11 protein-coding genes are annotated in these 11,748 nt (G+C 72.7%); 1 reads left to right on the top strand and 10 read right to left on the bottom strand.

What is annotated here, in order from left to right; all coding sequences use genetic code 11:
* Positions 1 to 143 precede the first annotated feature (143 nt).
* Genes BR70_RS0110750 through BR70_RS0110725 form a run of 6 tightly spaced genes read right to left on the bottom strand, consistent with a single transcriptional unit; the run spans position 144 to position 5,432 of the window.
* Positions 144 to 1,244, bottom strand: a complete 1,101-nt coding sequence (locus BR70_RS0110750) for a calcium:cation antiporter (protein WP_017888287.1) — start codon at positions 1,242 to 1,244, stop codon at positions 144 to 146.
* A 12-nt stretch (positions 1,245 to 1,256) separates the two neighbouring features.
* On the bottom strand, positions 1,257 to 2,297 hold the full coding sequence (locus tag BR70_RS0110745; RefSeq protein ID WP_231495690.1) for an ABC transporter ATP-binding protein: 1,041 nt from the start codon (positions 2,295 to 2,297) through the stop codon (positions 1,257 to 1,259).
* Entirely contained in the window at positions 2,294 to 3,094 is an 801-nt protein-coding gene (locus BR70_RS0110740) for an ABC transporter permease (RefSeq protein WP_027466069.1), read from the bottom strand. Before BR70_RS0110740 ends, BR70_RS0110745 begins: the two co-directional genes overlap by 4 nt.
* Before the next feature lie 3 nt (positions 3,095 to 3,097).
* The gene (modA, locus tag BR70_RS0110735) at positions 3,098 to 3,901 is read right to left on the bottom strand and encodes a molybdate ABC transporter substrate-binding protein (protein WP_027466068.1); all 804 of its coding nucleotides are present in this window, start codon (positions 3,899 to 3,901) and stop codon (positions 3,098 to 3,100) included.
* The gene (locus BR70_RS0110730) at positions 3,898 to 4,314 is read right to left on the bottom strand and encodes a TOBE domain-containing protein (RefSeq protein ID WP_027466067.1); all 417 of its coding nucleotides are present in this window, start codon (positions 4,312 to 4,314) and stop codon (positions 3,898 to 3,900) included. The genes modA and BR70_RS0110730 overlap by 4 nt, the downstream gene beginning before the upstream one ends.
* 59 nt (positions 4,315 to 4,373) lie before the next feature.
* A complete protein-coding gene (locus BR70_RS0110725; protein WP_027466066.1) occupies positions 4,374 to 5,432 on the bottom strand; it encodes a ThiF family adenylyltransferase in 1,059 nt (352 codons plus the stop codon).
* A 95-nt stretch (positions 5,433 to 5,527) separates the two neighbouring features.
* On the opposite strand from BR70_RS0110725, the gene BR70_RS20520 reads away from it, so the two are divergent.
* Positions 5,528 to 7,180, top strand: coding sequence for a glycosyltransferase family 39 protein (locus BR70_RS20520; RefSeq protein ID WP_051596832.1), 1,653 nt, complete (start codon positions 5,528 to 5,530; stop codon positions 7,178 to 7,180).
* A 42-nt stretch (positions 7,181 to 7,222) separates the two neighbouring features.
* Here the strand turns inward: BR70_RS20520 and BR70_RS0110715 are convergent, their stop codons facing one another.
* The 4 genes from BR70_RS0110715 to BR70_RS0110700 form a co-directional block, all read right to left on the bottom strand.
* Complete coding sequence (locus BR70_RS0110715; RefSeq protein ID WP_027466065.1) at positions 7,223 to 8,155, bottom strand: 4-(cytidine 5'-diphospho)-2-C-methyl-D-erythritol kinase; 933 nt, start codon at positions 8,153 to 8,155, stop codon at positions 7,223 to 7,225.
* Between the two features lie 9 nt (positions 8,156 to 8,164).
* Entirely contained in the window at positions 8,165 to 9,484 is a 1,320-nt protein-coding gene (locus BR70_RS0110710; RefSeq protein WP_027466064.1) for an O-acetylhomoserine aminocarboxypropyltransferase/cysteine synthase family protein, read from the bottom strand.
* On the bottom strand, positions 9,484 to 10,524 hold the full coding sequence (locus BR70_RS0110705; protein ID WP_027466063.1) for an LLM class flavin-dependent oxidoreductase: 1,041 nt from the start codon (positions 10,522 to 10,524) through the stop codon (positions 9,484 to 9,486). The genes BR70_RS0110710 and BR70_RS0110705 overlap by 1 nt, the downstream gene beginning before the upstream one ends.
* A gap of 86 nt (positions 10,525 to 10,610) precedes the next feature.
* Complete coding sequence (locus BR70_RS0110700; RefSeq protein ID WP_027466062.1) at positions 10,611 to 11,609, bottom strand: ATP-grasp domain-containing protein; 999 nt, start codon at positions 11,607 to 11,609, stop codon at positions 10,611 to 10,613.
* Positions 11,610 to 11,748: the final 139 nt, after the last annotated feature.

Raw genomic sequence — 11,748 nt, 5'->3', positions numbered from 1 at the left:
CCCCCCCCCCGTTCCTTCCCAGAACGCCCGCGATACCTGGCGTTTCCGGGCATACCGTGTCGGAACTTTCGACCAGGTACGCCCGATTCGACCAGGTACGCCCGGAACGACCCGGTACGCCCGACCCCGACCCCGTCCCCGCCCTACGGCGAGACGGACAGCACGATGAACGCGGCGAAGATCACCAGGTGCACCCCACCCTGCAGCCGAGTGGCACGACCGGGCAGCACGGTGAGCACCGCCGCGACGATCGTCAGCGCGAGCAACACGATCTGCGACGGCCCGAGCCCGAGCAGCAGCGTCCCCGGCATGAACAGCGACGCGACCGCGATCGAGGGGATCGTCAGACCGATCGACGCCATCGCGGACCCCATCGCCAGGTTCAGGCTCGTCTGGATCCGGTTCCGTGCGGCGGCCTTCGACGCGGCGATGCCCTCCGGCAGCAGGATGAGCAGCGCGATCACGACACCGACGAACGACGGCGGGAATCCGACGGCGGCGACCCCGGCCTCGATCGCGGGCGACTCCACCTTGGCGAGCCCGACCACGGCGACGAGCGCGACGACGAGCAGCCCGAGCGACACCATCGTGGTGCGTCCGGACGGGCGGGCGGCGTGGGCGTCCTCGGACTCGACGAGCACCCCGCCGGCACGGTTGACCGGCAGGAAGAAGTCGCGGTGCGCCACGGTCTGCGTGACGACGAACAGCCCGTAGAGCACCAGTGACGCGATCGCGACGAACACCAGCTGCGTCCCCGTGAAGGAGGCGTCGTCGGTGCCGGTGGTGAACGTCGGCAGCACCAGGGTCAGCACGGCGAGCGCGGCCACCGTCATGGTCGCGGCGCTCGCGCCCTCCTGGTTGAAGCGCACGGTGTTGTGCCGCAGGGTCCCGATCAGGATCGCGAGGCCGACCAGCCCGTTCATCGTGATCATCACCGCCGAGAACACCGTGTCGCGCGCCAGGGTCTCGGCCTGCGCACCGCCGGAGCTCGACAGCGAGATGATGAGCGCGACCTCGATGATCGTCACGGCGACGGCCAGCACGAGCGAGCCGAAGGGTTCCCCGACCCGGTGTGCGACGACCTCGGCGTGGTGGACGGCCGCCAGGACCGTGACGGCGAGCACGACGGCGACGACGACCACCACGGCGGTGCCGAGCCCGTAGCGGCCGTACGAGAACGCGAGCACGACGGCCGCCAGGATCGGCGTGGCCACCGGCCACACCTTGGGGAACCAGGAGGTCATCCGACCATTGTCTCAACCACGGGGCGCGTACACCGCCACTTCGGCTGCGGGGACGTCGATGCACACCGCGTCGCCGGGGGCGATCCCGAGCGCGGTCAGCCGCGCGAGCGTCAGGTCCGCCACCAGGTCACCGGCCCGCACCCGCACCAGTCCGTCGCGCGGCTCGAGCGATGAGACGGTGCGCGCGGCTCCGGCACCGTCCCGCGTCAGCACGGCGGCCGTCGGGTGGAAGGCGGCCAGGGCGGGCCGGCCGGGAGGCACGGCGTGCGTCCCGGACGCCAGCTCACCCCCGCCGTCGATCGCGATCCCACCCCCGGTGGCGGTCCCGCGCACCAGCGCGAGTCCGGAGAACGTCGCGGCGAACGCACTCGTCGGACGACCGAGCACGGCAGCGGGGGTGCCCTGCTCGACCACCCGGCCGCCCTCGAGCACCACGACGCGGTCGGCCAGGGCGACGACCTCGACCGGGTCGTGGGTGACGAGCACCGCGGGCCGGCCGGCGACGGCGGTCCGGAGTGCCGCGCGGACCTCGTCCTGCGCGCCGACGTCGAGCGCCGAGGTCGGTTCGTCGAGCAGCAGCACCGCCGGGTCGGTGGCGAGCGCCCGGGCGATCGCGACGCGCTGTGCCTGTCCGCCGGAGAGTGTCCCGGGGTCGCGGGTGGCCAGGTCGGCGACCCCGACGGCGTCGAGCGCGTCGCGGGCGAGCTGCCGGGCCGCGGCGCGACCGGCTCCGGCGGCTCGGGGCCCGAAGGCGACGTTCCCGACGACGTCGAGGAACGGGAACAGATCGGGCCGCTGTGCGACGAGTCCGGTCCGACGCCGGTGCGCGGGCATGGTGTGCCGTGGACTCGAGGCACGGACCCCGTCGAGTTCGATGAGGCCAGAGTCGATCGGCAGCAGCCCGGCCAGGGCCTCGAGCACCGTCGACTTGCCCGCACCGTTCGGCCCGATGACCGCCAGGCACTCCCCCGCTCGGACCTCGATCGCGACGTCGACGTCTCGCGGCCTGACGACGACGTGCGCCCGGACTCCCACCGCAGCCTCGGCCGTCACGCCAGGGCTCCGCGGGTCCGGAACGACGAGGCCCCGATGACGACGACCGCCACCACGACGAGCACGACCGCCAGCGCCACCGCGGTGTCCGGGTCGACCTCGCGCTGCAGGTAGACCTCGAGCGGCAGGGTCCGCGTGACCCCCTGCAGGCTGCCGGCGAAGGTCAGGGTGGCCCCGAACTCGCCGAGCGCCCGGGCGAAGCACAGCACGAGCCCGGACACGATCCCCGGCAGGACCCGCGGCGTCGTGACGGTCAGGAACGTCCGGGTCGGCCCGGCGCCCAGCGTCGCGGCGACCCGCTCGTACCGGTCACCCTCGACGCGGAGCGCCCCCTCGACCGAGGACACCAGGAACGGCATCGCGACGAAGGTCTGCGCGATGACCACCGCCGTCGTGGTGAACGCGATGTGCAGTCCGTGGTCGTCGAGGAACGCCCCGACCACCCCGAGCCGACCGAAGGCCGCGAGCAGGGCGAGACCACCGACCACCGGCGGCAGCACGAGCGGCAGGAGCACGACGGCCCGGGCGACGCCGACCCACCGCGACCGCGACCGCGCGAACAGCACGGCGAGCGGGTACCCGAGGACGAACGCGACGCCCGTGGCCGCGAGCGCCGTGCCGAGGCTGAGCCCGAGCGCGGTCAGTGACGCGGTGGAGGTCACGAGTCCGACGAACGACGACCAGTCCACCCGGCCGAGCATCGCGAGCACCGGCACGACGACGAACAGCCCGCCGAGCACCGCGGGCAGCGGGAGCCACCACGCGACCGGCGGCCGTCCGTCAGGGCGCGGAGCCACGGGTCAGGGCTTCCCGAAGCCCGCGTCGGAGAGCACGCGCTGCCCGGCCGCGGAGCGGACGTACTCCGAGAACGCCTGCGCGAGCTCCGGGTCCTGGGATTCCCGGAGCACGCCGATCGGGTACGTGTTGACGGCCTTGCTCGACTCGTCGAACGGGACCCCGTCCACCTTGCCACCGGCCCCCCGGACGTCCGTCACGTAGACGAGTCCGGCATCGGCCTGACCGGACTCGACCTTGCCGAGCACGTCGGTGACGGACTGCTCCTCGCTGACCGGCTCGAGGTCGACGCCCGATGCGGACTCGACCTTCGCCGTCGCGGCACCGCACGGCACCGGGGCGGCGCACGTGACGAGCTGGACACCCGGAGCCGTCAGGTCGTCGAGGCCGCCGATGCCCCGCGGGTTGCCCGGGGCGACCGCGATCTCGAGCGTGTTCGTGGCGAAGGCCCGCGGCGACCCGGTCACCAGGTCACCCGAGGTCAGCTTCGTCATGTTCGCCTGGTCCGCCGCGGCGAACACGTCGGCGGGGGCGCCGTTCTGGATCTGGGTGACGAGGTCGCTCGAGCCGGCGAACGAGAACCGGATCGAGGCGCCGGGGTGCGCGGTCTCGTACTGCTTGCCCAGGGTCGTGAAGGTCTGCTGCAGGGACGCGGCGGCGAAGACGGTGATCGAACCCGACACGTCGGCGTCCGCGCTCGACGACGGTGACGAGGACCCCGCGGGAGCGTCGGCGGTGGAACACGCCGACAGGCCGAGCGTCGCCAGGACGGCGAGGGGTACGAGCAACGAGCGGGAACGACGGGTCATCGGGGGTCCTCCTGGTGGGCGGGTGCCTCGACGGCGACCATCGTGGCCTTGACGGACGCCACCGCGACGGACCCGACCTCGAGCCTCAGGTCGCGGACGGCCTCGGCACTCATCAGGGACACCACACGGTGCGGACCGCACTGCAGTTCGACCTGCGCCATCACGGTGTCGACGACCAGGTCGGTGACGATCCCGACGAAGCGGTTGCGCGCCGAGCTCTTCACCGCGGACGCCGGGTCGGTCAGCTCCGAGCTGCGTTCCCGTGCGTAGGCGGCGACCTCGCGACCGTCGACCACGGCTCGCCCCGCGTCGTCCGTGGCACGGGTGAAGGTCCCGCCGTCGACGAGCCGACGAACGGTGTCGTCACTGATCCCGAGGAAGGCCGCAGCCTCCCGTACCCGCAGTTGCGTCATGATCCACCGATCCTATCCGCGGATGCGGCGGCAGGGGCGGTGGGGGTGACCAGGCTGGGTCAGGACCGGTGCTCGATCGACACGGGCAGGCCCTCGCGACGCCAGGCCTCGAAGCCGCCGTCGAGCACCGCCACGCGCCTCCCGGCCGGCTGCCGAGCCGCCCACGCGTCCGCGCGGGGTCCGCGTGCGCAGTAGACGACGACCTCGTCAGCGCCGGTGTCGTCGGTGACGGCACCGGCGACCACGCCGTCCGCGCGTTCCTCGGCGGTCCGGACGTCGACGACGACCAGCGGGTCCGACGGGTCCGCCACTCTGGCGGCCAGGGCGGACGGCGCGATGCGCGGCGCCGCGGAGGCACCGGCAGCAGGTGCCGGTCGACGCGAGGCGGGCCCCCGACGGACGGGGCTCTCGGTCCAGCGCCACCGGCGGGCGTCGACGGTCAGGACGCGTCCGAGCAGCGGGTCGCCCGTGCCGGTGACCATCGCGAAGACCTGTCCCGCCATCACGGCACCGACCGCGCCGCAGAGTGCGGGGACGACGCCGTCGAGGGCGCACGAGCCCTCGTCCGGCAGGGCGTCGGGGTGCAGGTCGTGGAAGTCGACGCCGTCGGACCCGGCGTCGCGGAAGACGCTGACCTGCCCGTCGTGACCGAGCACGGTGCCCCACACGAACGGCACGCCGGCCGCGGCGCAGGCATCCGAGATCGCTCGGGTGACCACGACCGAATCGGCGGCGTCCACCACGACGTCGTGTCCGGCGACCAGGTCCGGCGTGAACGACGCGACCACGGCGACCGCGTCGAGTTCGGGGTCGACGGCGACGGCTCGGGCGACCGCGACCCGTGCCTTCGGCGAGCCGACGTCCGCGGCGGTGAAGAGCGTCTGCCTGGCCAGGTTCGAGGCGTCGACCACGTCGGGGTCGACCACGGTGAGCCGACCGATCCCGGCGAGGTACGCGACCACCGGCGCCCCGAGCCCGCCGGCCCCGACGACGAGGACGCGTGATGTGGCCAGGCGTCGCAGCCCGGTGACCCCGACCTCGGCGAGCGCGGCGGTCCGCGAACCGAGCTGCGCCCGCCCCGGGGAGAGCGCGGCGGCGGGGGCGACAAGGGGTTCCATCCCGTCATTCTGGCCCGTCGCACCGAACTCCTGCATGTGAGAGTTCAGTGCCTGGACGCGGCGGATCCCCAGAGCAGATCGGTACGGTCGCGGGCGTGAGTTCCCCCCGCACCGGTACCGTCCCGGTCCGACGCACGACGTCGGACGGGTCGGTGCGCGCGCGCTCGCTGGGTCTCGCCGCGGCGGCCGTCCGGGCCCTCGCCCGGACCCCCGAGATCACCGTCGGTGCGCTCGGCGTCGTCGTCGCAGCGGCCTTCAGCTGGGTACCGTCGCTCTGGTACGACGAGGCCGCGACCGTCGCGAGTGCCCAGCGGAGCTGGCCGGCGCTGTGGGCCGAACTGCAGAACGTCGACGCCGTCCACGGGCTGTACTACGCCGTGATGCACGTCTGGTTCACGCTCGTCGGGTACTCGCCGTTCACGCTGCGGTTCCCGAGCGCCCTGGCCATCGGGGTCTCCGCCGGGCTCGTCGTCGCCCTCGGCCGTCGTCTCGGCGGCGTGCGGCTCGGCGTCGTCTCCGGGATCGTGTTCCTGGTCCTGCCCCGCGTCGCCTGGGCCGGCACCGAGGGGCGCCCGTACGCCACCGTCACGACCTTCGCCGTCGCGCTGACCCTCGCGGGGATCACCGCGGTCCGCCGCACCCGGATCCGGCACCACGCGACCCGGTGGTGGGTCGTCTACGGCATGCTCGCCGCGGTCGCCGTGCTGTTCAACGTCTACCTGGCCCTGGCCGTCGTCGCGCACGGGGTCGTGCTCCTCTGGACCGCCGTCGCCGACCGCGCCGCGCGGCGCGACGCCGTGCTCTCCGAGCGCAGCGGTCCGGTGGCCGCGCCGATCGTCGACCGAGCCGCGTTCGTGCGCTGGGGCGTCGCCGCCGTGGGCGCCGCACTCGTGGTGTCGCCGTTCATCGTGCTCGCCGCAGGGCAGGCCAAGCAGGTCGGCTGGATCACCGGCGTCGGGTGGGCCACCGTGCGCCAGGTCGTCGCGACCGCGTGGTTCGGTGCCGTCTGGCCGTACGCGGTGCTCGGGTGGGTCCTGATGATCGTCGGGGTCGTGCTCGCTGTGCGTGCCGCCCGACGCCCTGCCCCGGCCGCCCGCGACCTGCTGCGGATGCAGGCCGTCCGCGTCGCCGTCCCCCTGATGATCCTGCCCACCGCACTGCTCGTCGGCGCGACCACGGCCGGGGAGCACCTGTACACCCCGAAGTACGCCAGCCTGAGCCTGCCGTTCGTCGCACTGCTCATCGGCCTGGCGATCACGGCGATCCGACCCCGGCGGTGGCTGGCGCTCGCGGTCGTCGGGATGCTGCTCGTGTCGGCCCCGACGAGCACGATCGTCCGGCTGCCCCACGCCAAGCAGGACTCGCACTGGGCGAACGCCGCAGCGATCATCGAGCGCGAGCGGGACCGGCGCACCGACCGGAACGAGGGCGTGGTGTTCGGCAGCGTCTGGCGGCACCCCGGCACCACCGCGCAGGTCATCGCCGATTCCTACCCCGAAGCCTTCACCGGGATGCGCGACCTCGCCGTCGCCGAGACCGGGGCCGAACGCGGACAGCTCTGGAACGTCAACGGCGACGTGGCCACGACGGTGCCCGAGCGGATCTCCGGCATCGACACCGTGTGGTTCGTCGGCGGCAAGTCACGGAACATCCGCCCGCAGGTCACCGAGACGCTGGTGGCCGAGGGCTTCCACGTCGTGCGCTACTGGCACACCGGGACGGTCATCCTCTGGAAGTACAGCCGCTGACGGTGGCGGTCCAGCCGCCGACGGCTGTGCCGGGGCTTCGGGTCAGTGCACCACGCGCGCGCCGTGCACCGGACCGGTGGCCCGGAGTGCGACGAGGCCGGCGGCGCTGAGCTCGACCTGCAGTTCGAGCGCCGCATCACGGTCGCCCACCAGGAACGCCACCGTCGGTCCGCTGCCGGACACCAGGCCGGCCAGCGCACCGGACTTCTCACCGAGCTCCAGCGTCGCCGCGAGCCGGGGCTGCAGCCGCATGGCCGGTGCCTGCAGGTCGTTGTGGACGCAGTCGGCGAGCAGGTCGGGGTCACCCGCGCGCAGCGCCTGCAGCACGTTGGCCTCGACCACGGGGTGCGACGGCGCCGGGGAGATGTCGGCTCGGTAGCGCTCGCGGTGCTCGTCGAGCGCACGGTAGACGGCGGGGGTGCTCAGCCCGTCGTCGCTCAGGGCGAGGACCCAGTGGAACTCACCCTTGGCCAGCGCGGGGCTCAGCTCGTCACCGCGGCCGGTGCCCACGGCGGTGCCGCCGGCGAAGGCGAACGGCACGTCGGCGCCGAGCTGCGCGGCGAGCCGGAGCAGCTCCTCGCGACCGAGCGCGGTGCCCCAGAGCGTGTCGACGGCGAGCAGGGTCGCCGCGGCGTCCGCGGAGCCACCGCCCATGCCGCCGGCGACGGGCACCTGCTTGTCGATGGTCAGCCGCACCCCACCGCGGTGTCCGGCTGCGTCGGCCACGAGCCGGGCCGCACGGATGGCGAGGTTCGACTCGTCGACCGGCACGGTACTCGTGTCGATCGGCCCCGTGAAGGTGACCGAGAAGTCGTCGGCGGCCTCGGCGGTGACGTCCTCGTACAGGGACACCGCCTGGTACGCCGTGGCGACGTCGTGGTAGCCGTCGTCCTGCAGCGCCCCGACGGACAGGAACACGTTGATCTTGCCGGGGGCGCGCGTCCGCACGCGGGTCGGTGCGGCCAACGTGGTCATGCGCCCAACCTATCCCGCTGCGGCTGCCGTGAACCCCCGCGCCAGGTCCGCGGTGATGTCGTCGATGTGCTCGAGGCCGATCGACAGGCGGATCAGTCCGTCCCCCACCCCGGCGGCTGCCCGCTCGGCGGAGGTCATCTGCACGTGGGTGGTCGATGCCGGGTGCACGACGAGCGATCGGACGTCCCCGAGGTTCGAGACGTGGTCGAACAGCTCGAGCGCCGCCACGAACCGTCGGCCCGCGGCGACCCCGCCGGCCAGGTCGAACGACAGCACGGCCGACGGCCCCTTCGGCACGTAGCGCTGCTGCAGGTGGTGCCACGGCGAGTCCGGCAGGCCGGCGTAGTGCACGTGCTCGACCTGGTCGTGGGCGTCGAGCCAGCTCGCCACGGTGGCGGCGTTCGACACGTGCCGGTCCATGCGGAGCGACAGCGTCTGGATGCCCTGGAGCACCAGGAACGCGTTGAACGGTGCGATCGCGGGCCCGAGGTCGGCGGAGAGCTTCGAGCGGGTGCGCTGGATGAACGCCCGTTGCCCGAACTTCTCGGCGAAGTTCGTGTTCGCGAACCCGGACTGCTCGGTCGTGGCCAGCTGCGGGTAGGCGTCGCCGTGGGCCGCCCAGTCGAAGTTCCCGCTGTCGACGATGAGCCCGGCGATGGCGCTGCCGTGTCCGGCCAGGTACTTCGTCGCCGAGTGCACGACGATGTCGGCGCCGTGCTCGATCGGGCGGACCAGGTACGGCGTCGCGATGGTGTTGTCGACGATGAGCGGCACACCGGCCTCGTGCGCGACCCCGGCCACCCCGGCGAAGTCCAGGACGTCCCCGCGGGGGTTCGGGATGGACTCACCGAAGAACGCCTTCGTCTCCGGACGCACCGCCGCCGCCCACTCGGACAGGTCGGTCGGGTCCTGCACGAACGTGAAGGTGATGCCGAGGTCCCGCAGGGTCGAGGCGAACAGCGTGTAGGTCGCGCCGTACAGCGAGGCGCTCGACACCACGTGGTCACCGGCGCGTGCGACACCGAGCACGGCCAGCGACGTCGCCGCCTGCCCGGAGGCCAGCGCCAGCGCACCGATCCCGCCCTCGAGGTCGGCGATCCGGCGTTCGAGCGCTGCCGCCGACGGGTTGTTCACCCGCGTGTAGGTGTGGCCGGGAGCGTCGAGCATGAAGCGCGCGGCGGCGTCCTCGCCCGACGGGTAGACGTAGGCGGCGCTCTGCGCGATCGGCGGCACGTTCGCGCCCCAGCCAGGGTCGGCCTTGAAGCCGGCGCGGATCTGGCGGGTCTCGAACGCCCAGCCGTCCTCCGCGTTGGTCGGCGTGGCCCCCATCAGGACTGCGCCCCGACCGACTGCCGGACGAGCGGGATGACCTGCTCACCGAACCGGTCCATCTCCTCGAGCTGCGGCGAGAACTGCAGCAGGAGCGTGTCGACGCCGGCGTCCTCGAACTCCCGGATGCGGTCCGCCACCTGCGACGGCGTCCCCACGAAACCGGGGCGCAGGCCGCGGTTCGACACCGAGTAGTCCTCGAGCGAGGGCACGTGCTCGAGCTGCGACTTCGAGATGAAGTCCTGGTACGACTCGTACGCCTTGCCGTGCTGCACGTCGGTGATCCGGGCGAGCTCGGCCTGCGCCTCTTCCTCGGTCTCGCGCACGATGACGTACGCGGCCATGCCGAACGCCTCGAACGGCGGCAGGCCGGCGTCGATGCGGCGCTGCTTCATCTCGTCGATCTTCGCGCGGAGCTCCTCGACCGTGCCGCCGTGCGTGACGTAGGCGTCGGCGTACCCGGTGATGGCGGCCTTGCCGGCCTCGCTCTCCCCACCGGCGTAGATGCGCGGCGTCACGCGGGGCTTCGGCTCGAGGTGCGCGTTCTCGATGTCGTAGTACTCGCCCGAGAACGAGTACGGGGTCTCGCGCCACAGGCCCTTCATGACCTCGACGAACTCCGCGGTGCGCTTGTACCGGTCGTCGTGCTCCGAGAAGATCCCGCCGTACTGCTTCGCCTCTTCCGCCCACCAGGCGCTCACGACGTTGAAGGTGAACCGGCCGCACGAGATGTCGTCGATCGTCGCCGCCTGCTTCGCCGTCACCGCGGGCAGGTGGTACCCGGGACGCATCGCCGCCATGATCTCCAGGCGCTCGGTCGTCGCCGCGATGGCCGCCGCGAGCGACCACGCCTCGAGCGAGGGCGCCGCCGTGCCCTTGATGTCGTTGAGGTTGAGCTCCGGCACGAGCGTCAGGTCGAAGCCGATCCGCTCGGCGCGCTGCGCCAGGCGCTTCACGTAGTCGAAGGTGACCGGCATGTTCTCGTTGTCGACGTTGCGCAGCCAGCCGCCGAAGAGCGGGGTCCAGTATCCGAATCGCACGTTGGTTCCTTGGGGGTGTGGGAAAGGCGGACTGGAGGCCCGTGGCGGGCCCGCCACGGGCCTCCAGTCCGGTGGTTCTTGCGTTCTCAGGCCGTGAGCTGCGCCGCGTACTGCGTCTCCAGCAGACCACCGAGGTACTTCGCGATGGAGCGCGGGCCGGAGGCCGGCGCGGACTCCTCGACCGCGGGGTTGTAGTTCGTGTTCGTGTTGATGTCGTAGACGACGGTGCGGCCGTCCGTCGTCTCCATGAACTCGACGCCCGCGATGGTGATGCGCTGGTCGGCGAGGAACGTGCGGAGCTGCTGGACCAGCGGGTGCTCGGCGGTGATCTCGGTCCGCACGGCGAACGCCGGGGGCGCACCGGCGGTCTCGGTGCCGGGCACGTCGCAGACGGCGCCGGCGATGACCTGCGGCACCTCGCACGCGTCGGCGGGGCAGAGCTCGAAGCTGCCGGCGCTGGTGTCGACGCGGACCGCGTACACGAACTCGCCGCCGACGAACTCGACGCGGGTGATGAAGGGCTCGCGGGCCGTCAGGTACTCCTGCAGCAGGGTGATGCCGTCGACCGGCGCCTCGAACTCGGGGCTGTCGACGTAGGCGTCGAACTCGGCGAGCGAGTCGAACCGCCGGACGCCCAGGCCCTTGCCGCCCTGGTTGTGCTTCGTGATGAAGGGGACGTCCTGCCCGTCGGTGAAGGTGCGGGCGGCGTCCTTGAGCGTCGTCGTGCCGAACACGGCGGTCGTGCGCGGCACGTCGAACCCGGCCTGCTGCAGGAGACCGTGCTGGGCGACCTTCGACACCTCGAGCTCGAGCACGTGGCTACCGCCGACGACCTGGCGGCCGGCACGCTCGAGCCAGCCGAGGATCGCCCGGGTGTACTCCTTGCTGTGCTCGTGGCCGCGGGTGTGGGAGCTCGCGGACATGCGGCTCCAGTAGACGCCGGGTGCCGGCTCGGCCGCGAGGTCGATCTGCCCCTCGGTCAGCAGGATCTCCTCGACCGGGACGCCCTCGGCCTCGAAGGCGGCGGCGAGCGGGGGGAACCACTCGGGGTTCTCGTGGATGACGTACACGCGCGGAGTGCTCACGCCCCCACCCTAGGCACGGTATACCGCACGCGCCCAAGTGTGTGACGTGGCGTTGCTTCTCGGCCGGGGCGGGTCGCACGGGGCCCTGGTCGCTCGGTGCGAGGTTCCGTACTCGGTGCGACCTGCTCGCCGTCGCACC

It is taken from the genome of Curtobacterium sp. UNCCL17, from assembly GCF_000686685.1.
In the GTDB taxonomy this organism is placed as follows: domain Bacteria; phylum Actinomycetota; class Actinomycetes; order Actinomycetales; family Microbacteriaceae; genus Curtobacterium; species Curtobacterium flaccumfaciens.
The sequence above is the reverse complement of the archived record's forward strand: the minus strand, read 5'-3'. Positions and strand labels throughout refer to the sequence as shown.

Excerpts from the sequence above, each read along its gene's own strand:
- BR70_RS0110730 (WP_027466067.1), bottom strand. The coding sequence starts at position 4,314 with ATGACGCAACTGCGGGTACGGGAGGCTGCGGCCTTCCTCGGGATCAGT.
- modA (WP_027466068.1), bottom strand. The coding sequence starts at position 3,901 with ATGACCCGTCGTTCCCGCTCGTTGCTCGTACCCCTCGCCGTCCTGGCG.
- BR70_RS0110715 (WP_027466065.1), bottom strand. The coding sequence starts at position 8,155 with ATGACCACGTTGGCCGCACCGACCCGCGTGCGGACGCGCGCCCCCGGC.
- BR70_RS0110725 (WP_027466066.1), bottom strand. The coding sequence starts at position 5,432 with ATGGAACCCCTTGTCGCCCCCGCCGCCGCGCTCTCCCCGGGGCGGGCG.
- BR70_RS0110750 (WP_017888287.1), bottom strand. The coding sequence starts at position 1,244 with ATGACCTCCTGGTTCCCCAAGGTGTGGCCGGTGGCCACGCCGATCCTG.
- BR70_RS0110710 (WP_027466064.1), bottom strand. The coding sequence starts at position 9,484 with ATGGGGGCCACGCCGACCAACGCGGAGGACGGCTGGGCGTTCGAGACC.